We start from the raw sequence: 26,300 nt of genomic DNA on the forward strand, positions 1-26,300 counted from the left end.
CATGAGCGACTCCCTTGATCTCAGCCTGGACGGTGTAGAACGCCGGTCACTGGCTGACTTCACCGAAAATGCCTACCTCAACTACTCCATGTACGTGATCATGGACCGTGCTTTGCCGCATATCGGCGATGGCCTGAAACCGGTACAGCGACGCATCATCTATGCGATGAGCGAGTTGGGGCTGGACGCCGATTCCAAGCACAAGAAGTCGGCGCGTACCGTCGGTGACGTGCTCGGTAAGTTTCACCCGCACGGCGATTCGGCCTGCTACGAAGCCATGGTCCTGATGGCCCAGCCGTTCAGTTACCGCTACACGCTGGTCGACGGCCAGGGTAACTGGGGTGCGCCGGATGATCCCAAGTCCTTCGCCGCCATGCGTTACACCGAGGCGCGGCTGTCGCGTTATTCCGAAGTGCTGCTCAGCGAACTGGGTCAGGGCACCGCGGACTGGGGCCCGAACTTCGACGGCACCCTTGACGAGCCGCTGGTGTTGCCGGCGCGTTTGCCGAACATCCTGCTCAACGGCACCACTGGCATCGCCGTGGGCATGGCCACCGACGTACCGCCGCACAACCTGCGCGAAGTCGCGACAGCGTGCGTGCGTTTGCTCGATGAGCCCAAAGCCACGGTCGAACAGCTCTGCGAGCACATTCAGGGCCCGGATTACCCGACCGAAGCAGAAATCATCACGCCCCGCGCCGATCTGCTGAAAATGTACGAAACCGGCAAGGGTTCTGTGCGCATGCGCGCCGTGTACCACATTGAAGACGGCGACATCATCGTTACCGCGCTGCCGCATCAGGTCTCCGGTGCCAAGGTGCTGGAGCAGATCGCGGCGATGATGCAGGCCAAGCCGTCCAAGGCTCCACAGATCGCTGACCTGCGAGACGAATCCGACCACGAAAACCCGTGCCGGATCGTGATTATTCCGGGCGCACGCAAAAACTTTGACCACGATGCGCTGATGCAGCACCTGTTCGCCAGCACCGAACTGGAGTCGAGCTACCGGGTCAACATCAACATCATCGGCCTGGACGGCAAGCCGCAGTTGAAAAACCTGCGTGCGTTGCTGGTGGAATGGCTGGAATTCCGCGTCAACACCGTGCGCCGCCGCCTGCAATTCCGCCTCGACAAGGTCGAGCGCCGCCTGCACCTGTTGGACGGTTTGTTGATTGCCTACCTCAACCTGGATGAAGTGATTCACATCATCCGTACCGAGGAACACCCGAAAGCGGCGCTGATCGCGCGTTTCGCCCTGAGCGAAATCCAGGCCGATTACATTCTTGACACCCGTTTGCGTCAGTTGGCGCGGCTGGAAGAAATGAAGCTGCGTGCCGAGCAGGATGAACTGCTCAAGGAACAGGCCAAGCTGCAAGCCTTGCTGGGTAGTGAAGCCAAGCTGAAAAAACTGGTACGCACCGAACTGATCAAGGACGCCGAAACCTACGGCGACGACCGTCGTTCACCCATCGTCGAGCGCACCGAAGCCAAGGCCCTGACCGAGCACGACCTGCTGCCGAACGAGAAAGTGACCGTCGTCCTGTCGGAAAAAGGCTGGGTTCGTTCTGCCAAAGGGCACGAAATCGACGCCACCGGGCTTTCCTACAAAGCCGGGGATGGTTTCAAGGCCTTGGCGCCCGGTCGCTCCAACCAGTTCGCCGTGTTTATCGACTCCACCGGTCGCAGCTATTCCGTGGCCGCACACACGCTGCCATCAGCCCGTGGCCAGGGCGAACCACTGACCGGTCGTCTGACGCCGCCACCAGGGGCGAGCTTCGAATGCGTGCTGATGCCGGAAGACGATTCGCTGTATGTGATCGCGTCCGACGCCGGTTACGGGTTCGTGGTCAAGGGTGAAGACCTGCAGGCCAAGAACAAGGCGGGCAAGGCGCTGTTGAGCCTGCCGAACAACGCCAAGGTGATTCTGCCGCGGCCGGTGGCTAATCGTGAGCAAAACTGGCTGGCCTCGGTGACCACCGAAGGTCGCCTGCTGATCTTCAAGATCAGAGATCTGCCACAATTAGGTAAGGGCAAAGGCAACAAGATCATCGGGATCTCCGGTGAGCGTGTAGCCAGTCGCGAAGAATATGTCACGGACATCGCGGTACTGCCGGATGGCGCCACGTTGGTGTTGCAGGCCGGAAAACGTACCTTGTCACTGAAAGCAGACGACCTCGAACACTACAAAGGTGAGCGTGGACGTCGTGGTAACAAACTGCCACGTGGCTTTCAGAGGGTAGATGCGCTGCTCGTCGAAAACCTCAATTAAGCGTCCTAGAGCGCTCGATCTACGATTTAACGCGTAGATCGACGCTTTGGCACTGGAGTCGGCACGCATATTCACGGATGATATGGCCTTTCAAGCGCCGGCGTGGCCGAGCGTTCTTCATATTTATTGAGTATTTTCACTGTGGTTAGCCTTGTGGCAACCACTGGGATGGGACGATGACTGCTCTGCGCCTTCCTTTTATTTTGATGCTTGCTGGCGTTCTTGGCCTGGCGGGTTGCAGCACACACCAGCCGGTGTCGCTGTATCAGCTGGACAGCGGAAGTCCGGCTCAACCTGCGCAAAGCGCGGGCATGGCTGTATTGCTGGGTCCGGTAACGGTAGCTGATTACCTGCAGCGCGAAACCTTGTTGCAGCGACAGCCGGATGGCAGCCTGCAAGCTTCGACTGATGGTCGTTGGGCGGGTAGCCTGTCGTCCGATATCGATCAGCTGCTGCTGCGTCAGGTCGCCGGTCATCTGGACAGCCAGCGCGTGGTGCTGGCGCCTGCGACAGTGGGCTTCACGCCGGATGTTCAGGTTCTTCTGACGATTACTCGTCTGGACTCGGGTGAGGCGCAACCGGCGATCCTTGATGCGCAATGGCGTCTGATCGACCGTCGTGGCCAGGTTCGCGATAACCGCATCATTCACCTGCAAGAGCAGCATGCCGGTGGCACGGCGGCTCAGGTTCAGGCTCAGGGTGTGTTGCTGCAGCGTCTGGCCGAGCAACTGTCGACGGCGCTCAAGCCACTGGCCAATCAACCACCGATCGCCGCAGCGCCGAAAAAGCCGGCAGCCAAGCCGGCGGCACCAGCGGCGGAAGCGGAAAAGCAACCGAAGATCCCGATGGCTTCGCCGATCCGGACCGATATGGAAGTGTTCAGGTTCTAAGCCTGGATTGATCCAAAGCAAAGCCCGCCATGTGCGGGCTTTGTTGTTTCTGCAGGTTGAGATCTTCAGTGCTCCTGATGGCCTCTTCGCTGGCAAGCCATGCTCCTACAGGTTCCGTGTCGTACGCACATCGCGTGAACGACACAACACCTGTAGGAGCATGGCTTGCCAGCGAAGGGGTCGGAACAGGCAACAAAAAGCCCGCAGACGATCACTCATCTGCGGGCTTCTTCACATTAGGGCTAAGATTTACGCCCGACGCTCATGCATCCGCGACAGTTGTCGCTCGAGCATCGACGGATAAGGCTCCATTAGCCGTTCTACACAGCACGCACCCTCAGGGCTTGCGATCGGGCGGATCCGCGCACGCTGGCGAATCAGCGCGTCGTCACCGATCTTGCGCTCCACCAGCAGCAGGTTGCGGCTGTGTTGCGACAGGGCCAGCGCATCCTGAGCGGCTTCGGTCAGCAGCAGATCGATCTGGCTGAGGCCGAACAGCTCGTCACCCAGGGTCAGGCCCAACTGCAATTGCAAGGTGATGCCGCTGTCGGCGACTTCGATCTGCAGCTGATGGCCCAGAGCTCGCAACAACTCACCGCAGCAGATGGCGTTGGTCAGGTAGTCGTCGCCGCTGTCTTCGGTGTGGAACAGCATCAGCGTGCTGCCATCGTTCAGGGTGTGCAGTTCGCTCTGGTAGAGCGAGGCGGCCTGATCGAGACAGTCGCGATAGCGTTTGAGCAATTCTTCCAGGCGAGTCCGGGGCAGACGACGCAGCTGATCCTGAGCGCCCAGTTGCACGGCCAGGACGGCGCTGTGCTGTGGCACGTTCGAGATCACCGGTTTTGCTGCCGGTTTCGGCGCGACGTCGGCCGATTCATCACGCAAATCGGCAAATGCATCATCGTCGTCATCGTCTTCAACGGTGCTGACAATCTGCCGTGGCGCAGGTTTGAGGCCGGCCACAGGCTTGGTTTCGTCAAAACTCGGGTCACGCAGATTGCGCACCTCGAAGGTTGGCTCGTTATCGTCTGCGTCTTCGTAGTCGCTTTCGTCGTACTCAGGCTCGGGAGCAGGTTCCGGCTCGGCCGGCTCTGGCGCAAAGTTGGCGTGCAGCTGGCGAGCCAGGTCACCGATCTCATCCTGACGCTCGGTGGCCGGGGTGTATTCGTCAATATTGCGCAGCCACACCCGCAATTGCAGCAGCGGTGTGGAGATGTGCCGGCCCAGGCGCAGGCTCAGTGCCAGGGACAACGCCAGCAGAATCGCGCTCAAAATACCCATGCTTTGCAGGCTGATGGTCATCGGCTGCTGGAACTGATCCATGTCCAGGCTGATGCGCAGTTGCCCGGCAGTCACGTCCTGGAACGTGATCTTGCTCTGGTACATGCCTTCGGCTTCGCCCAGCAAGCTGTGCTTGGGGCGCTGACCAGCTTCGGCGAGGATGCGGTTATCCACGCTGTAGATGGCGGCGTGAGCCACCAGCTTGTTTTTGGTCAGGTTGTTGAGCAGCACGTTGAGGCTGAGGATGTCGTTGGACACCAACAGCTCCGTGGCGGACGTGGCAGTCTGGGTGGTCAGGCTTTCGCCCAGGGCATCCGCCTGCTCGTGCATGGCCTGCTTGAACTGCAAACCCATCACACAGGCATAGATCACCAGGGCCAGAGCGACCAGGATCACGTTATGGCTGGCGATGCGTAATGCAATCGGTACACGGCGGTGGCGCAGTGCACGGAAGATCAGCAGAAAGAAGTTATCGGTTTTTACTGGCGTGGGCCGGTTCACTTGAGCTCGGCTCTTTTGTCCGTGAAGTTGACGCGCAGTATAGCGACAGGCCCTAGACCGTCAAAGCGCTCACGGTGCCCGATGGTCACTGAAAGTGGGTAGAATGCGGTTTTTTTCCACCTGCGGGGGTGCGCCTTGCGCGAAATCGTCCTGATAAACATCACGGGAGTCGACCGTCCGGGTCTGACTGCGGCCATTACCGGTGTTCTGGCCCAGGGTGGTGTGAACATTCTCGACATTGGTCAGGCGGTGATCCACGACACCTTGTCGTTCGGCATCCTGGTTGAAATTCCTGACACCGAGCAAGGCAAGTCGGTGCTCAAGGACATCCTGTTTACGGCTTACAAGCTCGATCAGCAGGTGCGTTTCACGCCGGTGTCCGAAGAGGATTACCAGCAGTGGGTAGGCAATCAGGGCAAGAAGCGCCACATCGTGACCCTGTTGACCCGCAAAGTGACCGCCGGGCAATTGCAGGCCGTGAGTTCGATCACCGCCAAATATGGCCTGAACATCGACCACATCGATCGTCTGTCCGGGCGCATGCCGCTGGACACCCCGGCCGATCAGGGCAAGGGTTGCATCGAGTTTTCTGTTCGAGGTGAAGCGGCTGATCCGCAAGCGTTGCGGGCCGAATTCCTCAGCGTCGCTCAAGAACTAAACGTCGACATCGCCTTCCAGGAAGATTCGCTGTTCCGTCGTAACCGTCGTCTGGCGGTGTTCGACATGGACTCGACGCTGATCGAAGCCGAAGTCATCGACGAACTGGCCAAGGCTGCCGGCGTGGGCGATCAGGTTTCTGCGATCACCGAACGGGCGATGTCCGGCGAATTGGACTTCCGCGCCAGCTTCAAGGAGCGCCTGGCCTTGCTCAAAGGGCTGGACGTCAGCGTGCTGGATTCAATCGGCGCCTCGCTGCGCCTGACCGAAGGCGCCGAAACCCTGTTCGCCGAACTCAAACGCCTGGGCTACAAGACGGCGATTCTGTCGGGCGGCTTCACCTATTTCGCCAAGCAACTGCAAGCCAAGCTGGGTATCGACTATGTGTTCGCGAACGAACTGGAAGTGGTCGACGGCAAGGTCACCGGGGTGGCGGTCGAACCGATTGTTGATGCGCAGCGCAAGGCCGATCTGCTGAAAGAGCTGGCGCACAAGGAAGGTTTGCGTCTGGAGCAGACCATCGCCGTTGGCGACGGCGCCAACGATTTGCCGATGCTGGCGATTGCCGGGTTGGGCGTGGCGTTCCGTGCCAAACCGCTGGTGAAGCAGTCGGCGAAGCAGGCGATTTCCACCCTTGGGCTGGATGGCGTGCTGTATCTGCTGGGATTCCGGGATCGCGATGGGCAACTTTGAGTTTTGTATTGACTGACAGGGCCGAGCCGCGGTCTACCGAATTCACCCTCAAAGCGACTTCCACAACGAATCAAAATTCTCCTCAGCGCCGCTCACCGCGGCGTTGTCGTTTTTGGCTGTCTCCAGTGGACGGTAGGCGAACTGATTGAAACTATTGGTGCTCGCCACCCGCCGATCCAGCCCGACCCTGCGTTCTTCGCCGTTGGTATTGATCATGACCTTGTTGCCCTCCTGAAAGGGCAGGCGCGGCGCGAGCAAAGTGGCGGGCACGTCGATGGCGCTGATTTGCGGCAGCAACAGACCGCGCAGGTATTGGCTGTGGTCATCACGGGTGCGCACCAGTTGCAGGCCGCAGGGTTCGGCAAAGGGCGCAACCTGCTCGATGCCCATCTGCGTGCCACCGCCGCGCACCTGGCGGATCCAGCGCACCACCGCGATGCTCCAGCCCTGACCGGCAGCGTCCTCGATGCCGACCATCTCACCCGCCTGTAACTCGGCAGGCACCGCGCCGGGCCAGGCCAGGCAATAACCGCCTGGGCTGTGATTGATCACTGACAGGGCGTGGGTCGGGAAGTGCTGATTGCGGTCGGATGCCTCGTGGCTGTTGTCGTTCAGCAGCTGCGGGTATTCGATCTCTTCGTAAGGCAGCAGAGCGTCCGCAGTGCCTTGGGGGGCGGCGTCGAAGGCCTGGTGCCATTGGTCTTTTTCCCGACCTGTCACAGACGTCGCCGAAAATTGTGCAGGCCGGGCACCAGGGGCTTTCAGGATGTCGCTGAATGAACGTTGCCCGCCCAGATAAAAGTGCAGCGCGCTCATGCCCACGCACAAGGTCAAAGTACCTTGGCCGACGGTGCGCTGGAAACTGCGTTCGGCGGCCTGGCCCCAGGCGGTATGGAGATGTTGCAACGTATCCAGGCTTAACTCTGTCGGCACGGGCAGGGGCGATGAACTGTCGGTTTTTTGCAAGTACCCTTCGATTGCAGCAACCAGAGGCTGTGGATCGATCCCCAGCAAACTCTCCTGCTGCTCGGCCCGGAACTTGGTGCGATAACGCGGCCCGGTGTCGAGGTCTGGCGCGACGGCAAACAGACCGGTGGCCGGTTTGCCCGGTTGCAGCTTGATCCATTGGCTCCAGGGCTCCAGCATCTCGGCCACTCGGGCAATCTGGTTCTGACGCAGTTGATTGCAGCGTGAGGTGCCCAGTAGCAAAGCAACTACGTAAGTCTGTTCGATACTCAGGGATTGCGTCTGGCTGGCCAGCTCATCGCGCAGGCTCAGATGCTGGAGTCGGTGTGCACAGGCGATCCGGTAAAGCTGATGCAGCTCCAGCCACAGGCCTTCCGGCACCGGGCAATAGAGTTTGGTCGAGCGAATCAGCGGCCCGTTCAGGCAATGGATCGCTCGTTGCAGCGCCTGGGTCAGCAGCGGCGCACGGCCCTTGCTGAACGTCGGTGTGATGCGCACGACGATCTGTTTATAACCAATGGCCAAGTGACTTTGCAGTGCCTGGCAGAGGTTGGCGATCTTGCGCGAACGCTCGTCGAGGACAATCGACTGATGCAGGAAATGCCGCTCAAGGTGTTTGCAGACGTAATACACCTCGGGGCGCAACAGTTCGAGCAATTGCAGGCGATTTTCGCTTGGCGTGAGCAGCTGGTTGAGTTCGCTCAAGCCTTGATACAGCTGGCGAGCGGTCTCGCCGATATTGGCTTTGGGCAGATTGGTGATCCAGCGCTTGAGGTCGCGCGGGGTGGCTTCACAGAACGACAGGCGCAACTGCGTCGGGATCGGGGCGCGTAGCAACAGGTGGAGACTGGTCTCATTCATGCGGTGGAAAAACTCCAACCGGGAAAGGGGCAGTGAATGGTCTGACTGTAGCAGCTATGGATTTCTACCGTTTGTCTGTCAGTCGAGTGCCATCCGGGTGTCCTACTAATCTGACAGTCGTGCGACTGGATACGCACAGTCGTACGGCCTGCTGCCTACGCAGGGCAGGTCTCTTTGTAACTTCAAGGAGATGAAGTTTATGTCTAGATACGTAGTAGCAAATCAATGGGGCGGTAGTTCGGCACCCTGGCATCCGGGCGGAGACTGGACGTTAGGCGCACGGGACAACCAGAACATTGTTGCGATCGAGATCAAATCGGGCGATGGCGGGAAGAGTTTCACCGGCACGATGACTTATGCGGGTGAAGGTCCCATTGGCTTCAAGGCTCAACGCACGGGCCAGAACCAGTACAACGTTGAAAATCAGTGGGGCGGCAACGATGCCCCGTGGCATCCGGGTGGCAAATGGGTCATCGGAGGCCGGGATAATCAGAACGTTGTGGCGTTGAGCGTGACCTCCAATGACGGAGGGAAAAACCTCAGTGGCACCAATACCTACGCCAACGAAGGGCCTATCGGCTTCCGTGGACAGATAGAGTAACGGCACCACCGAAATGTCCGACCCCGCGAAGACGTTCGCGGGGTTCGGATCAGTGATCAGGCTTTTGGCAGGCCCATGCCTTGGCCCATTTGCACCGGCGAACCGGCCGTCAGTTCTTCAGCCCACTTCACTTGGTCAGGCCCGAACAACACGACAGCGGTCGAACCCAGTTTGAACCGACCCAGTTCTGCACCTTTCTCCAAATGGATCGGCGCACGGGCAGCTTCGTCGTAGCGGAAGGTTTTCAGCTCGCGTTTTGGCGGCGTGACCAAGCCGGCCCAGACGGTTTCGATCGACGCCACAATCATCGCGCCCACCAACACCACGGCCATCGGCCCGCGCTCGGTGTCGAAAATGCACGCCACACGCTCGTTGCGGGCGAACAGTTCCGGGACGTTTTCGGCGGTGGTCTGGTTGACCGAGAAGATCCGGCCCGGGATGTAGACCATCTCGCGCAGGGTGCCCGCCAGCGGCATGTGCACGCGGTGGTAGTCCTTCGGTGACAGATAAATAGTCGCGAAATCACCGCCCATGAACGGCGCTGCGCTGGCCGCATCGCCGCCCAGCAATTCCAGCACGCTGAAGCTGTGGCCCTTGGCCTGGAATACGCGACCGTGTTCGATCGGGCCGAGTTGGCTGACCGCGCCGTCGGCCGGGCTGAGGATCGCGCCTGGCGTCTCGTCCAGCGGGCGAGCGCCGTCCTTCAAGGCGCGAGTGAAGAACGCATTGAAGTGCTCGTAGGCCGTCAGGTCTTCGACCAGCGCCTGCGACATGTCCACCTGATAACGCTTGGCGAACCAGGCGGTGAAGGCGTTCTTGAACCAGCGTACGCGGCATTCGGCAATGCAGCCGGCCAGTCGCGACAGCAGGTGATGGGGCAGCAGGTATTGGCTGAGGATAAACAAACGCTTATTCATTAACTGTCCTTAAAAACCTTAAATCTCTACGGGCGTATCGGGATGGTTGCCCCATTCGCCCCAGGAACCGGCGTAGCCTTTGACCCGCGGATAACCGAGGGATTTAGCCACCAGATAGGTGAAGCCAGAACGATGGTGAGTCTGGCAGTGGGTAATCACTTCTTTGTCTTTGCTGATCCCGAGTTTTTCCAGGATCTGCGGCATGTCGGTGCGGATGCGCAGGTTGCGCGACTGATCCATGCCTGCGGTCCATTCGAAATTGACCGCGCCGGGAATGTGCCCGGCCTTGGCCGCCAGGACTTTCTCGCCGGAGTACTCCAGCGGCCCGCGCGCGTCCCAGATCGCCAGGTCGGCGGCACCGAGTCGGCTCTGCAGGTATTCGCGGGTGGCAGTGGGTTCGTCGTGCAGGGTCAGCGCAACCGGGCCGCCGACCGGAGCCGGGATCTGGATCGACATGGGCGAGCCTTCTGCCAGCCAGGCATGCAGGCCGCCATCGACATAGTGGTAGTGGCTGTGGCCGATGACATCCAAAAGCCAGATGAAGCGACCGGCCCAGCCACCGCCCTCGTCGTCATAGACCACGTAGACCGCGTCCTTGTTGTGGCCCAGTTCGCCGAACAACGCTTCGAGTGCCGCTTGCGGCGGCATCAGTCCCGGTGCAGGCGCCTGACCGAGTTGCGTGCGTTTCGGATCGACAAAACGCGCACCGGGGATATGCCCTTCGGCATAGCGGGCGCTGCTTGTCAGGTCCACCAGAATCAGTTCGCGGGCGTCGAGACGGGCGAGCAAGTCGCTCGGCTCGATGACCAGCGCCAAGCCAGAGAAGTCAGACATGTGAGGTCTCCAGAGCACAAAGGGGAGGATTGTAGCGCAGCGTCATTTGCCGCGCAGGCTAAAGCTGTGCAGTGCCTTTTCGATGCACTGCGCGGTTTTGCCGAAGGCTTGCACGGTGATTTCCGAGAACGGCCCGCCGCCCTGATCCGCCACTACAATCATGATGACCCGGCCGTTATTGACCAGTGAGCGTAGCAGCAGGTGTTCGCCACCGAACTGTGAGCGCAAGCTGGCCGGCAACAGCGCCGAAAATTGCGCATTGTTGTCCGGTGTCAGTCGCACTTGGGCTTGTTGCGAGAGCAGGCGTTGCAGCACGGTGCTCTGGCTGACAATCAGGTTCAGGCCGGCCGCTTCTTTTGGCAGTCCGGCGGTTTGATGCACTCGCAGATTGGCGTGAGTGCGGTCGGCCATCAGGATCATCACTCGACGCATGCCGCACGCAACCAAAGCGTCCCGGGCGGAGGTGGTCAAGTGAATGGCATTGGTGAAGCGGCTGGGATCGACCAGTAACTCGGCACATTGTCTGCGCCACTTCGCCAGGTCTTCGGCGGTCGGCGCCGGGGCCGGCAGCAAACCGGCGTGGATGCGGTTTACGCCCCATGGCCAGATCAGTGACACGGCCGGGTGCCAAAGGTCTGGCATAGCGTGATGGCGGGCGCTGTTGGCGGCCTGTTGGTGCAACTGCTGCTGCACTTCGTCCATCGGCATTTGCAGGTAAAGGCTGGTCAGGTACTGCCAGCGTTCACTGTGAGGGCTGTCCCAGGCGTGTTGTGCCGACAGCGCCAGACCGTTGGCCAACAGCACTGTATTGGCCGGTTGATTGAGCCAGCGTCGCAGGGTCGGATCGTCATCGAGGCGGTTCTGCTGGCGCAATGGGTGATCGCTGTCGCGAGCGATGCGCAGCACTTTCACCAGCTCACGCTGCTCGCTGAGCAACAGCCGATAACCCTGCTGCACCCAGATCGGCAGGCGCCAGATGTCCACGAGCGCCAGACAAATTTCCAGCAGGCGTGCGCCGAACAATTGTTTCTCGACTTTGCCCGCTGATTCACCTTTATGGATGACCCGCAGCTCCCACTCTTCGAGCAGCTGCGGATGGGTCAACGCCATCGGCCACAGCGGCGAGAGAAACAGCAGGCTGCCCCAGTGAATGTCCTGCCACAGCCGGGCCAGGCGACTGGCAAAAAAACCGTTGGCCTGTTGAGTCGCGTGCTGGCTGATCAGTTGCAACTGACGCAGGGCAACCGGGATGTCCGACTGAGGTTCGGCGGGCAGGCGGGAAAGCAGTTCTTCGGTGCGCTTCAAACCGAGGCGATTGATCGCCACCTCAAGGTTTTCCGCGGGCTCGGTCATGCTGCCATGGTTGTGGCGATTGGCTTCGCGAATCACACTCAGCGCCAGCGCCGGGCTGTCCTGCATCAGTTCGGCGATATCGCGCAGGGAGCTGCGACTGTTGGCGATGGCCTTGCAGACACCGTCGTGACTGGCTTGCGGAACCGGCAGGCGCACGCCATCGAGAAGCTTGACCCAGCCTTCAAGAGTGGTCGGTTTTGGTGTTGGTACGTTCGTTTCGTTAGCCATGGTTGGACGCGATCATCGTCTGCATTACCTATGCCCGGATCGGGCCAAATTGGCTTTTCGCCTGAACTGGCTATAGTCTGGCGCAGTTTTGCCGATAAGTAGAAGAAGAGATTTTTTAACTTCCGAATATGACCTTGAACCCGACTCAGTAAGTGCTCTCCTACCTATGGCTAAAATTATCGGCATCATCGTCGTATTCGCGAGCGTGCTCGGCGGATACGTGCTTTCCCACGGCAAAATTGCCGCCCTCATCCAGCCTTTTGAGGTGATGATTATCGGTGGCGCGGCCCTTGGCGCATTCCTGCAGGCCAACCCCGGTTACATGACGATGCACGTGCTCAAGAAATCCTTGGGCATGTTCAGTTCGCGCTTCAACCACACGTTCTATCTGGAAGTGCTGGGCCTGGTCTACGAGATCCTCAACAAGAGCCGCCGCGAAGGCATGATGGCCATCGAAGGCGACATCGAAGATGCCGCTGCGAGCCCGATTTTTGCCAAGTACCCGGTCGTGCTCAAAGATGAACGCATGACCGCGTTCATCTGCGATTACCTGCGCATCATGTCCTCCGGCAACATGGCTCCCCATGAGCTTGAAGGCCTGTTCGACATGGAGCTGTACAGCCTCAAGGAAGACCTCGAGCATCCGTCCCACGCGGTGAATGGTATTGCCGACGCCATGCCCGGTTTCGGTATCGTCGCGGCGGTACTCGGTATCGTGGTGACCATGGCTTCCCTGGGTGAGGGCGACCAGGCCTCCATCGGTCTGCACGTGGGCGCGGCACTCGTCGGTACCTTCTTCGGTATTCTCGCGGCATACGGCTTCTTCGGCCCATTGGCCACTTCCCTGGCCCACGATGCCAAGGAAGAACTGAACGTCTACGAAGCCATCAAGGCCTCGCTGGTCGCTTCCGCTTCCGGCATGCCGCCGTCGCTGGCGGTAGAGTTCGGGCGCAAGGTTCTGTACCCGGCGCACCGTCCTAGCTTTGCTGAGCTGGAACAAGCGGTTCGCGGTCGCTAAGTCATGGAAAATAACCAGCCGATAATCATCAAGCGCGTCAAGCGCATCGCCGCCGGGCATCACGGGGGCGCCTGGAAAATCGCCTTCGCGGACTTCGCGACGGCGATGATGGCGTTCTTCCTGGTGCTGTGGCTGCTGTCCACCGCAACACCCGAACAGAAAATCGCCATCGCCGGTTATTTCAAGGACCCGGTCGGCTTTTCCGAAAGCGGCACGCCGTACATCATTGACTTGGGCGGCTCGCCGACCCTGGCGCCGGAGAACACCCTCAACCCCGAGGTGAAATCTCAGCCGCAGCCAGACAAGGTGACTATCGACACCGAGCAGGTTGAAGGCATGGCTGAGCAGGTTGAGAAGGAGCGTCTCGAGCTGTTGCTGCAAGAACTGCAGAACAAAGTCGAAGAGAACCCGCAACTCAAGAAATTCAAAGACCAGATCCTGTTCGAGATCACGCCGGACGGTTTGCGCATCCAGATCGTGGACGCCGAAAACCGGCCGATGTTCGACTCCGGCAGTGCCCGTCTGAAGCCATACTTCGAAGACATCCTGCTGGCCATGGCCGACACCATCAAAGCGGTGCCGAACAAGATCAGCATCAGCGGCCACACCGATGCCAAGCCGTACACGGGCACCGGTGACTTTGGTAACTGGGAGCTCTCGGCCAACCGTGCCAACGCGGCACGTCGTGCGCTGATCGCCGGCAGCTATCCGGATGCGCAGGTGGCACGCGTCGTCGGTTATGCCTCGTCGGCGTTGTTCGATCGCGAGAACCCGTTCAACCCGGTCAATCGCCGTATCGACATCGTGGTGCTGACCAAGAAAGCCCAGCGGGCCATCGAAGGTTCGCAAGGTGCAGAACCGGTTCCAGAGCCGACGCAAGGGCAGGGTGGCCCAGGCGAAGTGCCCGCCACGCCAGCCGATCCGAATGCGTTGCCGGCGGATAAAGAGCCGTTGCCGGCGCATGAGCTTCGCGAGCGCTTGAACCTGTTTGACAACCCGGCGCCGAAACCGGGTGAACCGCCGAAGCAGTGACCCACAAAAAAGCCGACAGCGATGTCGGCTTTTTTGCGGCTTTCACTGGTTTGGAAGCCACTTCATTTTCAGCGTGGGCACGGTCCCTGTGGGAGCTGGCTTGTCGGGTCGCCGCATCGCTGCGATGGCGGCCTTGTGGCTGGCGTGTTTGATGTGTGTACATATCCATTTCTGCGGTAACGGCTGCCAATGGTTTCGCTTTTACAGCGAGTCACTTGGAAAAGCGCCAAGTAACCAAGCGCTCTTGCCCCTTTCGTTCGGTGCCTCGCCTAGGCTCGGCATGCCCTCGCTCCGGTCCTGCTCCGTGGGCCCGCCGCCATCGGCCATCCATGGCCGGGGGCGGCTAACCCGGCATCCATGCCGGGTTGCCCACTGCGCAGAACCTCCACTCGGCCTCTCGAGGGGGCGTGCACCGCAACAGCACCGCGAGGCGAGCTAACGCTCGACCTCGTTGTTTGGTGGTGTACGCGTTCCCTTGTAGGAGCCGGCTTGCTGGCGATGGTCGTTAACTATAACGCGCGTGAACTGGTTAAACGCGGGGCACTTGAGTCCATCGACAGCAAGCCGGCTCCTACAGGTATTGCGTTATCTGTGTTTCCCCGGACTTCACGATGAGCCTTTTTTGCCTGCAAATGAATTTACATCTGCCTGATCGCGGTAAAAATCAAGGAATGAGGGCATGTCCGAGAAAGGTGTAGGAAGTCTCCGAGACGTATAAACCGGGTTTTTCTTCGCTTAAGGCTCGCCTATAGTTTGTCCGTCGCCGACGAATCGGTGATCGACTTTAGCCGGTCGTATCAGATGATGCACAAGCGCCCGTATAATCGCGGCGCTTTTTGCTGCCTGGCAACTACATGTCTATGGTGGCTGTGCGTGGGACACCTTCGGGTGTACCGGGTCATCTGTCCGGTCGGCTAAACCCGCGCACAGCTACCACCCTAATTCGTTTAGCCGCGAAAGGGTGGAAGCTTCACCTATCAGATGAGATTCAAGCCATGCCCAAATACCACCCCCTCCAAGGCAACTTCAGCGTCGGCCCGACGCTGTACATCGACACCGAAGCCCGCGCTTCCGATCTTCTTGAAACCGCCGTCCACCGACTCAAAGCCGCGCGTAATCTGCTCAACAGCGTCACCTGCCTGTGCGTCAAAGAAGCCGAAGGACACGACTTGGAGCATTTCGCCAACGCTGCGCATATGTTGATCCAGGATGGCTGTGACGCCTTGGACGTCTTGGGCTGGACGCTGGAAAAAGCCGCACGCTGAAAATGAGAAAGCCGCGATATTCGCGGCTTTTTTGTCTCGTGCTGGAGGCTGCTGATCATTTTCGTGGCGTCACAAAAATGATCAAGGCTATTTAATAGCTGGTTTCCGGCAAACTGGCGATGATCGAGCGGTAGCTGTTCATCCGTTGCTGCTGCACGCGACCTTCTTCCAGGGCCTTGAGCAGGGCGCAACCCGGCTCGCGGTCGTGCTTGCAGTCGCGGAAGCGACAGGTGCCGATCAGGTCGTTGAACTCGATGAAGCCGGCTTCGACATCGGCGCGGCTGACGTGGCCCAGACCGAACTCACGAATACCTGGGGAGTCAATCAACTCACCGCCACCGGGGAAGTGGAACAACCGCGCGGTGGTGGTGGTGTGAGTGCCCTGGCCGGACAACTCGGACAGCGGGCCGACACGGGCTTCGACTTCAGGCAACAGGCTGTTGACCAACGACGATTTGCCGACGCCGGACTGGCCAACGAACACGCTGATGCGCCCGTCCAGCTGTTCTTGCAGTTGCTCCATGCCGTTGCCGTGGTGCGCCGACACTTCCAGCACCGGGTAACCCAGCGTGCGGTAAACCGCCAGCAAGGCATTCAATGCCGGGGCGTTCTGCTCGTCGATCAGGTCGAACTTGTTGAGCAACAGAAGCGGCCGGATACCGGCGTGTTCAGCGGCGACCAGATAACGGTCGATCAAGTTCGCGTGAGGCTCAGGCAGCGGCGCGAAGACGATGACGATCATGTCGACGTTGGCGGCTACAGGCTTGAGCTGGCCACGGCTGTCCGGACGGCAGAGTTCGGTTTTGCGCGGCAGTTGCGCCACGATCACGCCGATGCCCTGGTTGCCGGCACGCCAGACCACCTGATCGCCGGTCACCAGCGCAGGCAGGTTGGCGCGCAAGTGGCAGCGGAACACCTGGCCGGCCAAATCGCCATCGAGGGCTTCGACTTCGACCTGCACACCGAAGTGCGCGATCACCAGGCCCGTCTGTTCCGGACCCAGATCGCCCCCCTCAAGTGCCTCGACAGCCGAGGACTCGCGTTTGGCGGCGCGGGCAGCGCGCTCGCCCTGAATCTTTTCGATGCGCCAGTTTTGACGACGATTGAGTTGGCGTTTGGCCATGGGTGTTCCGTATCAAGAATGCAGCGATTAGGTAAAACGGCCGCGAGTTTAGCACGCCCGGCCACCGGCCTAGGCTAAACTGCGCAGCATTGCCTAGGAGCCGACTCATGCAAAACCCGCAGAATCTGATCTGGATCGACCTGGAAATGACCGGTCTGAACCCTGATACCGACGTCATCATCGAGATGGCCACCATCGTCACCGACAGTGACCTGAACACCTTGGCCGAAGGTCCGGTGATCGCTATCCACCACAGCGACGAAATCCTCGCCGGCATGGACGAGTGGAACACCCGTCAACACGGCGGCTCCGGGCTGACCCAACGGGTGCGCGACAGCCGTATCAGCATGGCTGAAGCCGAAGCCGAAACCATCGCTTTCCTGGAAAAATGGGTGCCGAAGGGCAAGTCGCCGATCTGTGGCAACAGCATCTGCCAGGACCGTCGCTTCCTTTATACCCACATGAAATCCCTGGAAGGCTTCTTCCACTACCGCAACCTCGACGTCTCGACGCTGAAAGAGTTGGCCGCACGCTGGGCGCCCGATGTGCGCGACAGCTTCAAAAAGGGCAGCACGCACCTGGCCCTGGACGACATCCGCGAATCGATCGCCGAGCTGCAGCACTACCGCAAGCATTTCATCAAGTTCTGATGGGATTGAGGGCTGCACGGATTGTGCAATGCCCTCTTTTGGTGCCGCCCCTAAATGGCTAGACTGCGCGCCTTCCTGCAAGGACCGCCACCATGTTGCTGATGCTTTACCTGATCGCCATCACCGCCGAAGCCATGACCGGTGCCTTGTCTGCCGGACGTCGCGGGATGGATTGGTTTGGCGTGGTGCTGATTGCGTGCATCACAGCGTTGGGCGGTGGTTCGGTGCGTGACGTGCTGCTCGGTCACTACCCGCTGACGTGGGTCAAACACCCGGAATACTTGGTGCTGACCTCGGTGGCGGCGATGTTCACAGTGTTCGCTGCGCGCTGGATGCGGCATCTGCGCTCGCTATTTCTGGTACTCGACGCCGTAGGTCTGGTGGCATTCACCCTGATCGGCTGCATGACCGCCCTCGAAATGGGCCACGGCATGTTGGTGGCTTCGGTCAGCGGCGTGATCACCGGGGTTTTTGGCGGCATCCTGCGCGATATCTTCTGCAACGACATCCCGCTGATCTTCCGCCGCGAACTCTACGCCAGCGTCTCATTCGCGGCGGCGTGGTGCTACATGCTCTGCCTTTACCTGCAATTACCCGGTGAACAGGCAATTTTGATCACGCTGTTTGGCGGTTTCCTGCTGCGATTGCTGGCAATCCGTTTCCATTGGGAAATGCCGAAGTTTGTTTATAACGACGAAGTCTGATTTCAGCGGTGTGCAGGGTCTGACAAACGTGTGTTTCGAAATATCCTGTCGAGGAAGTCGCTTAGGTTGCTCAGTGAAAATAGGGTAAAAGTCCATAAATAGGGCAATTCGTTATTGAATTACCCTATTTAGTTTTTGAATTAGTCATCGAGTCCACAGAGTCATCGAACCGATTGGAGGGGGTGGTTGTTTCACCAAGTCGGTTGAAGTCGCTGATTATCAAAAATGCTGACCCGAAAAGTCGCTCCGAGCAAGAAGTTGCGGGTTACCGCGATGCGCTTTCTCTTATTCATGAGGCGGCAGAGGGGATGCCATTCTCCGAGGGCGTCATTCGGCAATTGCATGGCATGCTTTATCGCTATCTACCGCAGGATGGCGGGGAGTGGAAAGCAACGAACAATGACATCATCGAGCCTCATCCGGACGGCAGTTCGCGTATCCGCTTTCAACCGGTCGCTGCACATCTGACACCCATTGCAATGGTCGATATGGTCATGCAGTACCGCAAAGCATTGGATCAGAATCTGGCAGACCCGCTGGTGTTGGTCCCGCTGAGTATTCTCGACTTTCTCTGCATACACCCTTTCTCAGATGGCAACGGGCGCGTAGCACGACTGCTTACCTTGTTGTTGCTTTATCAGTTTGATTATCGCGTAGGCCGTTTTATTAGCCTTGAGCGGATTTTCGAGGACTCAAAGGAAAGCTACTACGAAACACTTGAGGTCAGCTCTCAAGGTTGGCATGAGGGTCGGCACGATGTTCAGCCATGGCTCAACTATTTCTGGGGCGCGCTACTTCGCGCTTACAAAGAGTTTGAGGAGCGTGTTGGTAAGATCGATAAGCGCCATGGAGGAAAAAGCGATCGAGTTCGAATTGAAGCGTTGAAGCGCACCCTACCGTTTTCGATTACTGAGCTTGAAGAGGCTTGCCCTGGCGTGAGTCGAGACACCGTGCGTATGGTTTTGCGTTCATTGAAAGCTGAAGGGCTAATTGAGTCGACTGGGAAGGGGCGCAGTGCCAAGTGGATAAACTTGCATCGCTATGGGCGAGCTCCATGGTCGTCAGCGCGCTGCTCATGTTGCTTCAACGCCCACTCGACATGCTCCCGCACCAACTCCGACGGATAGTCCCGCCGCGCCTTCAACGCTTCCAGCACTGGAATGCTCGACGGCGCGTTCCCCAGGCCTACCGCCAGGTTTCGCAGCCAGCGCTCGTAACCTGCTCGGCGTAACGGCGAACCTTCGGTGCTGTTGAGGAACTTGTCCTCGTCCCACATGAACAGTTCGGCCAGCTCCGCGTTGTCCAGGTTGTGCCGTGGCTTGAAGTCGCTTTCGCCGGACGGACGGGCGAAGCGGTTCCAGGGGCAGACGATCTGGCAGTCATCGCAACCGAACACCCGATTGCCGATCAGTGGCCGCAAATCTTCCGGGATCGCGCTTTTCAGTTCGATGGTCAGGTAGGAAATACAACGTCGGGCATCCAGCACATACGGGCCGACGAAGGCGTTAGTCGGGCAAATATCGAGGCACGCGGTGCAGCGGCCGCAATGTTCGGTGGCGTGAGGCGGGTCGATGGGCAGCGGCAAGTCGACGAACAGTTCGCTGAGGAAGAAGTAACTGCCAGCCTTGCGATTCAGGACCAGTGTATTTTTGCCGATCCAGCCAAGGCCAGCCTTTTCAGCGATGGCTTTTTCCAGCACCGGCGCGCTGTCGACAAAGGCGCGATAGCCAAACGGGCCGATGACTGCCTGAATTTTTTCCGCCAGTTGTTGCACGCGTTTGCGGATCAATTTGTGGTAATCGCGGCCCAAGGCATAGCGCGAGACGTAGGCTTTTGCAGGTTGTGCCAGGCGTTTGGCCATTTTGGTGTCGCCCGGCAGGTAGTCCATGCGTAGGGAAACTACCCTAAGCGTGCCGGGCACCAGTTCTTCCGGGTGTGAGCGTTTGCTGCCGTGGGCGCCCATGTACTCCATCTCGCCGTGGTAGCCGGCCGCGAGCCAGCGTTCCAGGTGCTGCTCATGCTCGGCCAGGTCGAGACCGCTGATGCCGACTTGCTGAAAGCCCAGCTCGCGGCCCCAGTCCTTGATGGATTGGGCGAGGGCGGGCAGGTCTGTGGTAATAGCGGGCATGAGGCGAGAGAAACCGGAGCTGAGGTGCGTATAATTCTGCCAGACATCGGAGCCCGAAGACGCATGCCGCAGACTAAAGATGATTTACCCGACGCGCTGTACAGCGCCGCGCAAGTCCGAGCCCTCGATGCGAGCCTGATCGCGGCCGGTACATCGGGCTTCGAATTGATGCAGCGCGCGGCGCGGGCGACCTGGCGCGCACTGGTCCGTCATTGGCCGACGGCGAACGAGTTGAGTGTTGTGGCCGGCCACGGCAATAACGCCGGCGACGGTTATTGGGTGGCAGTGCTGGCGCGACGTGCTGGCTGGCATGTGCGGGTATTGGCGGCAGGTGATCCCCAGCGTTTACAAGGCGACGCGGCATTGGCCCATGCCGAGGCCGTGTCCGAGGGGGTCGCGGTTCAAGCCTGGAGTGCACATTCGGAGTTGCGCGGTATCGTGCTGGATGCCTTGCTCGGCACCGGACTGACGGGAGAGGTGCGAGAGCCTTACGCCAGCGTGATCGCGGCGATCAATGCCAGTGGGCTGCCGGTTGCGGCAGTGGATATCCCTTCGGGGTTGTGTGCTGATACCGGCCGAATGCTCGGCGCTGCCGTTCGAGCTGATCTGACCGTAACCTTCATTGGTTTGAAGTTGGGTCTTTTCACGGGAGACGCTGCGGATCTGGTTGGCGAACGGGTCTTCAATGATCTGCAAGCCTCCCCCGAGTCTTTTAACGGGGTCGCCGCCACTGCCCGGCGCCTGACGACCGGTAACGTGCCGCGTCTGGAGGCTCGCCTTCCCACCTCCCACAAAGGTAAATTCGGCCACGTCCTGCTAATCGGCGGTGATCGCGGTTTTGGCGGCGCCATCCTGCTGAGCGCGCAAAGTGCGCTGCGTAGCGGTGCCGGGATGGTGTCCGTCGCAACTCGCAGCGAACATGTTCCGGCCGCTCTGGCGAGAATTCCCGAAGCCATGGTGCTGGGCACTTCGTCGGCCAATCAGCTGATGGGACTGCTTCAAAAAGTTTCCGTGCTGGTTGTCGGCCCAGGCTTAGGTCAGGCTTCCTGGGGGCGCAGCCTTTTGTCGGCGGCTGCCAATGCGCCGCTTGCGCAAGTCTGGGACGCCGATGCGTTAAATATGCTGGCTGAAGAACGTGTGAGCTTGCCCAAGGACTGCGTGATCACACCGCATCCTGGCGAGGCGGCGCGGCTGCTGGGAATAACGACTGCCGAGGTGCAGGCTGACCGTCCTGCAGCCGCTCACGCGTTGAGCAAAAAATACACAGCTGTAGTGATTTTGAAAGGCGCCGGCAGCCTGATCGCCAGCCCCGATGGGCGTCTGGCGTTGTGTCATCAGGGGCATCCGGCCATGGCCACCGCCGGTTTGGGTGATGTGCTGGCCGGTCTGGTTGGCGCATTGCTGGCTCAAGGCATGGAGGCGTTCGACGCCGCCTGCCTGGCCGTCTGGCTGCACGCCAATGCCGGCGAGCAAGAAGGTAAAACGGGCCGTGGGCTGGCGGCCAGTGATCTGATTCCAGCCATTCGTCAGTTGTTGGAGGAGCAAGCACCGTGTCTGAAGTAACCCTGTACCTGGCTGATGAAGAGGCGATGACCGCATTCGGCGAACGCATCGCAAAAACCACTCAAGGGCACGGCCTGATTTTTCTGGAAGGGGATCTGGGGGCGGGGAAAACCACGCTGTCGCGGGGCATCATCCGGGGTCTGGGGCATGTCGGCGCGGTGAAAAGTCCGACGTTCACGCTGGTCGAACCCTACGAGATTGGCGACATCCGGGCCTTCCATTTTGACCTCTATCGCTTGGTCGACCCTGAAGAACTGGAATACCTCGGTATCCGCGACTACTTCGAAGATGACGCCTTGTGCCTGATCGAATGGCCCCGACAGGGTGCAGGCTTTTTGCCAAAGCCCGACCTGACCATTACCATTAGCCCGCAAGACAGCGGGCGTTCGCTGAAAATTTCGTCCCAGGGCTCGCGTGGCGAGTCGTGGTGTGCCGCTTTGGCATTGGAATCCAATTAAATGATGGGGTCAGGTATGCGCTTTCGCGCGATGGTAGCTGCCGTAGGATTGTTGTTTTTGGCGGTGACCGTCGATGCTGTGGCCGAGACGAAGGTCAACAGTGTTCGCCTGTGGCGGGCTCCGGACAACACACGATTGGTGTTCGACCTGACAGGGCCTGTCCAGCACAGCGTCTTCACCCTGACCGCCCCGGATCGGCTGGTCATCGACATCAATGGCGCGTCTCTTGGGGCGCCGCTGAACGTCAACTCCTCGAACACTCCGATCACCGCCATGCGGTCTGCTCAGCGTACGCCGACCGACCTGCGGGTGGTCATCGACCTTAAAAAAGCCGTCACGCCGAAAAGTTTTACCCTGGCGCCAAACGCCCAGTACGGCAATCGCCTGGTGGTCGACTTGTTCGATAACGCCGCCGACGCCGCGCCAATTCCCGCGCCTACCAACGTCGCGACAGTCGCCCCGGTGCCGGTCACTCCGGTGGAACCTGCGGTGAAGCTGCCGCCCGCACCGGCCGGCAAGCGCGACATTATTGTGGTCATCGATGCCGGCCACGGCGGCGAAGACCCCGGTGCCTCGGGCTCTCGCGGTCAGCGTGAAAAAGACGTGGTGCTGGCCATCGCCCGCGAACTGCAGCGTCAGGTCAACGGCATAAAAGGCTTCCGCGCTGAGCTCACCCGCACCGGCGACTACTTCATTCCATTGCGCGGCCGTACTGAAATCGCCCGCAAGAAGGGCGCCGACCTGTTCGTTTCGATTCACGCCGACGCCGCGCCTTCGGCCGCTGCTTTCGGAGCCTCGGTGTTCGCCCTGTCTGATCGCGGTGCTACCTCGGAAACGGCCCGTTGGCTGGCCGACAGTGAAAACCGTTCTGACTTGATCGGCGGTGCCGGCAACGTCAGCCTCGACGACAAGGACCGCATGCTGGCGGGCGTGCTGCTCGATCTGTCGATGACGGCATCCCTCACGTCCAGCCTTAACGTTGGCCAAAAGGTTCTTAGCAACATCGGTCGCGTCACGCCGCTGCACAAACAGCGCGTAGAACAGGCCGGGTTCATGGTGCTGAAGTCGCCGGATATTCCATCGATCCTGGTGGAAACCGGATTTATCTCCAACGCCAACGAGGCTTCCAAGCTTGCCGCAGCGAACCACCAGCAAGCGCTGGCGCGTTCGATCAGTAGCGGCGTGCGCCAGTTCTTCCAGCAGAACCCGCCACCGGGCACCTACATCGCCTGGCTGCGTGATTCCGGCAAAATTGTTCAAGGTCCACGTGACCATCGGGTAAACCCAGGTGAAACACTGGCGATGATTGCCGTGCGTTACCAGGTGTCGCCAGCCACGCTGCGCAGCGCCAACAACCTGAAAAGTGACGAGCTGAAGATCGGTCAGACCCTGACCATTCCCGGCACCGAACTGGCCTCCAAAGAATGAACCAGGTGCTGACCAATACGGCTCGCATCGAGCTGCTCAGCCCGCGACTGGCGAACCAGATTGCCGCCGGTGAGGTGGTTGAGCGCCCGGCCTCGGTGATCAAGGAGCTGCTGGAAAACAGCCTAGACTCCGGCGCCAAGCGCATCGATGTCGATGTGGAGCAGGGCGGCGTCAAGTTGCTGCGGGTTCGCGACGATGGCAGCGGCATTTCCGCCGATGACTTGCCGCTGGCTTTGGCGCGTCACGCCACCAGCAAGATCCGCAACCTGGAAGACCTTGAGCAGGTCATGAGCCTGGGGTTTCGCGGTGAGGCACTCGCCTCGATCAGTTCCGTGGCCCGTCTGACCCTCACCTCTCGCACGAAAGAGGCCGATCAGGCCTGGCAGGTAGAAACCGAAGGCCGGGACATGGCGCCTCGCGTGCAGCCGGCAGCCCATCCGGTGGGCACTTCGGTGGAAGTGCGCGACCTGTTCTTCAATACCCCGGCGCGGCGCAAATTCCTCAAGACCGAAAAAACCGAATTCGATCACCTGCAAGAAGTGATCAAGCGTCTGGCCCTGGCACGTTTCGACGTGGCGTTCCATTTGCGTCACAACGGCAAAACCATCCTCAGCCTGCACGAAGCCCATGACGACGCAGCCCGTGCCCGGCGTGTGGCGGCGATTTGCGGTTCGGGTTTCCTCGAGCAGGCGCTGCCGATCGAGATCGAGCGTAATGGTCTGCATTTATGGGGTTGGGTCGGCTTGCCGACGTTCAACCGCAGCCAGGCGGACTTGCAGTATTTCTTTGTGAACGGCCGTGCGGTACGCGACAAACTGGTGGCCCACGCGGTGCGCCAAGCCTATCGCGACGTACTGTTCAACGGTCGGCACCCGACGTTCGTGCTGTTTTTCGAGGTCGACCCGGCGGGCGTCGACGTCAACGTGCACCCGACCAAGCACGAAGTGCGCTTCCGTGACGGGCGCATGGTTCATGATTTCCTCTATGGCACCCTGCACCGCGCCTTGGGCGATGTGCGGCCGGAAGATCATTTGGCCGCGCCGGTGGCGACGGCCATCGTTAGACCCACCGGCATTGATGCGGGCGAGTTCGGTCCGCAGGGTGAAATGCGTCTGGCGGCCAATGCGTTGCTGGAACAGCCTCAGGCCCAGCCGTCGTTCAATACGCCGGCAGGCTCGGGCGCGGGTGCTGGATATCAGTACTCGCCGCGGCCTCAATCGGGTGTACCTGCGGCTGAAGCTCAGGCGGCCTACCGTGAGTTCTTTGCGCCGTTGCCAGAAGCGAATGCTGTCGCACTTCCGGCCGGGCAGGACGATATTCCGCCGCTGGGTTATGCACTGGCGCAGCTCAAAGGCATCTACATTCTTTCGGAAAACGCCCAAGGCCTGGTGCTGGTGGACATGCACGCCGCCCACGAGCGGATCATGTATGAACGCCTGAAAATCGCCATGGCCAGCGAAGGCTTGAGCGGCCAGCCGCTGCTGGTGCCGGAATCCCTGGCGGTCAGTCAGCGTGAGGCCGATTGCGCCGAAGAACACGTCGCGTGGTTCCAGCGCCTGGGCTTTGAGTTGCAACGTCTGGGCCCGGAATCCCTGGCGATCCGGCAGATCCCTGCACTGCTCAAGCAGGCTGAAGCCAATCGATTGGTCAGCGACGTCTTGGCGGATCTGATGGAATACGGCACCAGCGACCGGATTCAGGCCCACCTGAACGAACTGCTTGGCACCATGGCCTGCCACGGCGCGATTCGTGCGAATCGGCGTCTGGCCCTGCCGGAAATGAACGGCCTGCTGCGCGACATGGAAAACACCGAGCGCAGCGGTCAATGCAACCATGGCCGACCGACCTGGACCCAACTGGGCCTCGACGATCTGGACAAACTATTCTTGCGCGGTCGTTGATGAGCCAGCTCCCTCCTGCGATTTTCCTGATGGGGCCGACCGCCGCCGGCAAGACCGACCTGGCGATCGAACTCACCAAAGTCTTGCCTTGCGAGCTGATCAGTGTCGATTCGGCGCTGGTCTACCGCGGTATGGACATCGGCACCGCCAAGCCTTCCAAAGCGCTTTTGGCTGAATTTCCCCACCGCTTGATCGATATTCTTGACCCGGCAGAGAGTTATTCGGCTGCAGATTTCCGTCGTGACGCCCTTGAAGCCATGGCTGAGATCACCGCGCGGGGAAAAATTCCGCTGCTGGTGGGCGGCACAATGCTCTATTACAAGGCTTTGGTCGAAGGTCTGGCAGACATGCCGGCGGCCGATCCGGACGTTCGCGCGCAAATTGAAGAAGAAGCTGCACGCCTTGGCTGGCAAGCCCTGCACGATCAATTGGCGGTCATCGATCCGGAATCTGCCGCGCGTATTCATCCGAACGATCCGCAGCGACTCAGTCGAGCACTGGAAGTTTATCGTGTCAGCGGTCAGAGCATGACTGCGCTGCGCTTGCAACAATCTGCGCAAAGTACTGAAGCAGCCGCTTCGGGACTGCAACAATTGCCCTATACTGTCGCGAACTTGGCCATTGCTCCGGCAAATCGCCAGGTATTGCACGAGCGAATTAAACAAAGATTCACGAATATGTTGGAACAGGGATTCATTGACGAGGTCGTAGCCCTGCGTAAGCGAAGTGACCTGCATGCCGGGTTGCCGTCTATACGTGCAGTAGGCTATCGACAAGTCTGGGACTACCTGGATGGCAAGCTGACGCAAGCCGAGATGCAGGAGCGTGGAATCATTGCCACGCGCCAATTGGCGAAGCGTCAGTTCACCTGGCTGCGCAGTTGGGCTGATTTACACTGGTTGGACAGCCTGGATTGCGACAATCTGCCGCGCGCCTTGAAATACCTGGGGACCATCTCCATATTGAGCTGAGTCCTTGC

The 26,300-nt window shown here is 59.9% G+C and carries 21 protein-coding genes and 1 pseudogene; 15 read left to right on the forward strand and 7 right to left on the reverse strand.

The annotated features are described in order from the left end of the window. Window position 1 precedes the first annotated feature (1 nt). Together parC and ACYZTU_RS03795 are read left to right on the forward strand one after the other, a co-directional pair. Complete coding sequence (gene parC, locus ACYZTU_RS03790; protein WP_461968132.1) at window positions 2-2,269, forward strand: DNA topoisomerase IV subunit A; 2,268 nt, start codon at window positions 2-4, stop codon at window positions 2,267-2,269. Between the two features lie 176 nt (window positions 2,270-2,445). Next, on the forward strand, window positions 2,446-3,159 hold the full coding sequence (locus ACYZTU_RS03795) for a PqiC family protein (protein WP_461968133.1): 714 nt from the start codon (window positions 2,446-2,448) through the stop codon (window positions 3,157-3,159). A 249-nt stretch (window positions 3,160-3,408) separates the two neighbouring features. Here the strand turns inward: ACYZTU_RS03795 and ACYZTU_RS03800 are convergent, their stop codons facing one another. Further along, entirely contained in the window at window positions 3,409-4,941 is a 1,533-nt protein-coding gene (locus ACYZTU_RS03800; RefSeq protein WP_461968135.1) for an AhpA/YtjB family protein, read from the reverse strand. Window positions 4,942-5,076: 135 nt separating this feature from the next. On the opposite strand from ACYZTU_RS03800, the gene serB reads away from it, so the two are divergent. Beyond that, entirely contained in the window at window positions 5,077-6,291 is a 1,215-nt protein-coding gene (gene serB / locus ACYZTU_RS03805; RefSeq protein WP_282376665.1) for a phosphoserine phosphatase SerB, read from the forward strand. A 48-nt stretch (window positions 6,292-6,339) separates the two neighbouring features. On the opposite strand, the gene ACYZTU_RS03810 is transcribed toward serB, so the two are convergent. Then, window positions 6,340-8,118, reverse strand: a complete 1,779-nt coding sequence (locus tag ACYZTU_RS03810) for a molecular chaperone (RefSeq protein ID WP_461968137.1) — start codon at window positions 8,116-8,118, stop codon at window positions 6,340-6,342. Window positions 8,119-8,317: 199 nt separating this feature from the next. Between ACYZTU_RS03810 and ACYZTU_RS03815 the strand changes: the two genes are divergently transcribed. Then, on the forward strand, window positions 8,318-8,719 hold the full coding sequence (locus ACYZTU_RS03815) for a lectin OAA family protein (RefSeq protein WP_461968139.1): 402 nt from the start codon (window positions 8,318-8,320) through the stop codon (window positions 8,717-8,719). Between the two features lie 56 nt (window positions 8,720-8,775). On the opposite strand, the gene asd is transcribed toward ACYZTU_RS03815, so the two are convergent. The 3 genes from asd to ACYZTU_RS03830 are packed head-to-tail and all read right to left on the reverse strand — an operon-like array spanning window position 8,776 to window position 12,051. Beyond that, window positions 8,776-9,636: an archaetidylserine decarboxylase gene (gene asd / locus ACYZTU_RS03820; protein ID WP_461968141.1), complete on the reverse strand. Its 861-nt coding sequence runs from the start codon at window positions 9,634-9,636 to the stop codon at window positions 8,776-8,778. An 18-nt stretch (window positions 9,637-9,654) separates the two neighbouring features. Beyond that, window positions 9,655-10,470: a rhodanese-like domain-containing protein gene (locus ACYZTU_RS03825; protein ID WP_461968143.1), complete on the reverse strand. Its 816-nt coding sequence runs from the start codon at window positions 10,468-10,470 to the stop codon at window positions 9,655-9,657. Between the two features lie 42 nt (window positions 10,471-10,512). Beyond that, complete coding sequence (locus ACYZTU_RS03830) at window positions 10,513-12,051, reverse strand: HDOD domain-containing protein (RefSeq protein WP_461968145.1); 1,539 nt, start codon at window positions 12,049-12,051, stop codon at window positions 10,513-10,515. A 166-nt stretch (window positions 12,052-12,217) separates the two neighbouring features. Here ACYZTU_RS03830 and motA point away from each other — a divergent pair, with 166 nt between their 5' ends. From motA to ACYZTU_RS03845, 3 genes are all read left to right on the forward strand, one after another. Beyond that, window positions 12,218-13,069 carry a flagellar motor stator protein MotA gene (motA, locus tag ACYZTU_RS03835; RefSeq protein ID WP_461968147.1) on the forward strand — a complete coding sequence of 284 codons (852 nt, stop codon included), beginning with the start codon at window positions 12,218-12,220 and terminating at the stop codon, window positions 13,067-13,069. A gap of 3 nt (window positions 13,070-13,072) precedes the next feature. Next, the gene (gene motB / locus ACYZTU_RS03840; protein ID WP_461968149.1) at window positions 13,073-14,101 is read left to right on the forward strand and encodes a flagellar motor protein MotB; all 1,029 of its coding nucleotides are present in this window, start codon (window positions 13,073-13,075) and stop codon (window positions 14,099-14,101) included. 995 nt (window positions 14,102-15,096) lie between these two features. Further along, a complete protein-coding gene (locus ACYZTU_RS03845; RefSeq protein ID WP_461952106.1) occupies window positions 15,097-15,366 on the forward strand; it encodes a hypothetical protein in 270 nt (89 codons plus the stop codon). 91 nt (window positions 15,367-15,457) lie between these two features. Here the strand turns inward: ACYZTU_RS03845 and rsgA are convergent, their stop codons facing one another. Further along, window positions 15,458-16,489 (reverse strand): small ribosomal subunit biogenesis GTPase RsgA, encoded by a 1,032-nt coding sequence (gene rsgA / locus ACYZTU_RS03850; protein ID WP_008153263.1) that lies wholly within the window; start codon window positions 16,487-16,489, stop codon window positions 15,458-15,460. Between the two features lie 107 nt (window positions 16,490-16,596). Between rsgA and orn the strand changes: the two genes are divergently transcribed. The 3 genes and pseudogenes from orn to ACYZTU_RS03865 form a co-directional block, all read left to right on the forward strand. Beyond that, window positions 16,597-17,139 (forward strand): oligoribonuclease, encoded by a 543-nt coding sequence (orn, locus tag ACYZTU_RS03855; protein WP_449646173.1) that lies wholly within the window; start codon window positions 16,597-16,599, stop codon window positions 17,137-17,139. Window positions 17,140-17,231: 92 nt separating this feature from the next. Further along, window positions 17,232-17,843, forward strand: coding sequence for a trimeric intracellular cation channel family protein (locus ACYZTU_RS03860; RefSeq protein WP_461968151.1), 612 nt, complete (start codon window positions 17,232-17,234; stop codon window positions 17,841-17,843). A 143-nt stretch (window positions 17,844-17,986) separates the two neighbouring features. Continuing rightward, window positions 17,987-18,970, forward strand: a pseudogene (locus tag ACYZTU_RS03865) (Fic family protein); the annotation flags it as partial. Here the strand turns inward: ACYZTU_RS03865 and queG are convergent. Beyond that, complete coding sequence (queG, locus tag ACYZTU_RS03870) at window positions 18,883-19,971, reverse strand: tRNA epoxyqueuosine(34) reductase QueG (protein WP_461968153.1); 1,089 nt, start codon at window positions 19,969-19,971, stop codon at window positions 18,883-18,885. The pseudogene ACYZTU_RS03865 and the gene queG sit on opposite strands and share 88 nt — an antisense overlap. Before the next feature lie 63 nt (window positions 19,972-20,034). Between queG and ACYZTU_RS03875 the strand changes: the two genes are divergently transcribed. The 5 genes from ACYZTU_RS03875 to miaA are packed head-to-tail and all read left to right on the forward strand — an operon-like array spanning window position 20,035 to window position 26,292. Next, on the forward strand, window positions 20,035-21,534 hold the full coding sequence (locus tag ACYZTU_RS03875) for an NAD(P)H-hydrate dehydratase (protein ID WP_461968155.1): 1,500 nt from the start codon (window positions 20,035-20,037) through the stop codon (window positions 21,532-21,534). Beyond that, on the forward strand, window positions 21,522-21,992 hold the full coding sequence (tsaE, locus tag ACYZTU_RS03880) for a tRNA (adenosine(37)-N6)-threonylcarbamoyltransferase complex ATPase subunit type 1 TsaE (protein ID WP_461968157.1): 471 nt from the start codon (window positions 21,522-21,524) through the stop codon (window positions 21,990-21,992). Before ACYZTU_RS03875 ends, tsaE begins: the two co-directional genes overlap by 13 nt. After that, window positions 21,993-23,420 carry an N-acetylmuramoyl-L-alanine amidase gene (locus ACYZTU_RS03885; protein WP_461968159.1) on the forward strand — a complete coding sequence of 476 codons (1,428 nt, stop codon included), beginning with the start codon at window positions 21,993-21,995 and terminating at the stop codon, window positions 23,418-23,420. Further along, a complete protein-coding gene (gene mutL, locus ACYZTU_RS03890; protein ID WP_461968161.1) occupies window positions 23,417-25,321 on the forward strand; it encodes a DNA mismatch repair endonuclease MutL in 1,905 nt (634 codons plus the stop codon). The genes ACYZTU_RS03885 and mutL overlap by 4 nt, the downstream gene beginning before the upstream one ends. Further along, window positions 25,321-26,292 carry a tRNA (adenosine(37)-N6)-dimethylallyltransferase MiaA gene (gene miaA, locus ACYZTU_RS03895; protein ID WP_461970958.1) on the forward strand — a complete coding sequence of 324 codons (972 nt, stop codon included), beginning with the start codon at window positions 25,321-25,323 and terminating at the stop codon, window positions 26,290-26,292. The genes mutL and miaA overlap by 1 nt, the downstream gene beginning before the upstream one ends. The last annotated feature ends 8 nt before the right edge of the window (window positions 26,293-26,300 follow it).

It is taken from the genome of Pseudomonas sp. HLT2-19-2, assembly GCF_054898005.1.

Bases quoted from the DNA above. Each gene is read 5' to 3' on its own strand.
- parC (WP_461968132.1), top strand. From the start codon at position 2: ATGAGCGACTCCCTTGATCTCAGCCTGGACGGTGTAGAACGCCGGTCA.
- motA (WP_461968147.1), top strand. From the start codon at position 12,218: ATGGCTAAAATTATCGGCATCATCGTCGTATTCGCGAGCGTGCTCGGC.
- ACYZTU_RS03825 (WP_461968143.1), bottom strand. From the start codon at position 10,470: ATGTCTGACTTCTCTGGCTTGGCGCTGGTCATCGAGCCGAGCGACTTG.
- ACYZTU_RS03810 (WP_461968137.1), bottom strand. From the start codon at position 8,118: ATGAATGAGACCAGTCTCCACCTGTTGCTACGCGCCCCGATCCCGACG.
- ACYZTU_RS03795 (WP_461968133.1), top strand. From the start codon at position 2,446: ATGACTGCTCTGCGCCTTCCTTTTATTTTGATGCTTGCTGGCGTTCTT.
- rsgA (WP_008153263.1), bottom strand. From the start codon at position 16,489: ATGGCCAAACGCCAACTCAATCGTCGTCAAAACTGGCGCATCGAAAAG.
- mutL (WP_461968161.1), top strand. From the start codon at position 23,417: ATGAACCAGGTGCTGACCAATACGGCTCGCATCGAGCTGCTCAGCCCG.
- ACYZTU_RS03830 (WP_461968145.1), bottom strand. From the start codon at position 12,051: ATGGCTAACGAAACGAACGTACCAACACCAAAACCGACCACTCTTGAA.
- asd (WP_461968141.1), bottom strand. From the start codon at position 9,636: ATGAATAAGCGTTTGTTTATCCTCAGCCAATACCTGCTGCCCCATCAC.
- ACYZTU_RS03885 (WP_461968159.1), top strand. From the start codon at position 21,993: ATGATGGGGTCAGGTATGCGCTTTCGCGCGATGGTAGCTGCCGTAGGA.
- ACYZTU_RS03815 (WP_461968139.1), top strand. From the start codon at position 8,318: ATGTCTAGATACGTAGTAGCAAATCAATGGGGCGGTAGTTCGGCACCC.
- ACYZTU_RS03875 (WP_461968155.1), top strand. From the start codon at position 20,035: ATGCCGCAGACTAAAGATGATTTACCCGACGCGCTGTACAGCGCCGCG.
- ACYZTU_RS03860 (WP_461968151.1), top strand. From the start codon at position 17,232: ATGTTGCTGATGCTTTACCTGATCGCCATCACCGCCGAAGCCATGACC.
- ACYZTU_RS03845 (WP_461952106.1), top strand. From the start codon at position 15,097: ATGCCCAAATACCACCCCCTCCAAGGCAACTTCAGCGTCGGCCCGACG.
- queG (WP_461968153.1), bottom strand. From the start codon at position 19,971: ATGCCCGCTATTACCACAGACCTGCCCGCCCTCGCCCAATCCATCAAG.
- motB (WP_461968149.1), top strand. From the start codon at position 13,073: ATGGAAAATAACCAGCCGATAATCATCAAGCGCGTCAAGCGCATCGCC.
- orn (WP_449646173.1), top strand. From the start codon at position 16,597: ATGCAAAACCCGCAGAATCTGATCTGGATCGACCTGGAAATGACCGGT.
- miaA (WP_461970958.1), top strand. From the start codon at position 25,321: ATGAGCCAGCTCCCTCCTGCGATTTTCCTGATGGGGCCGACCGCCGCC.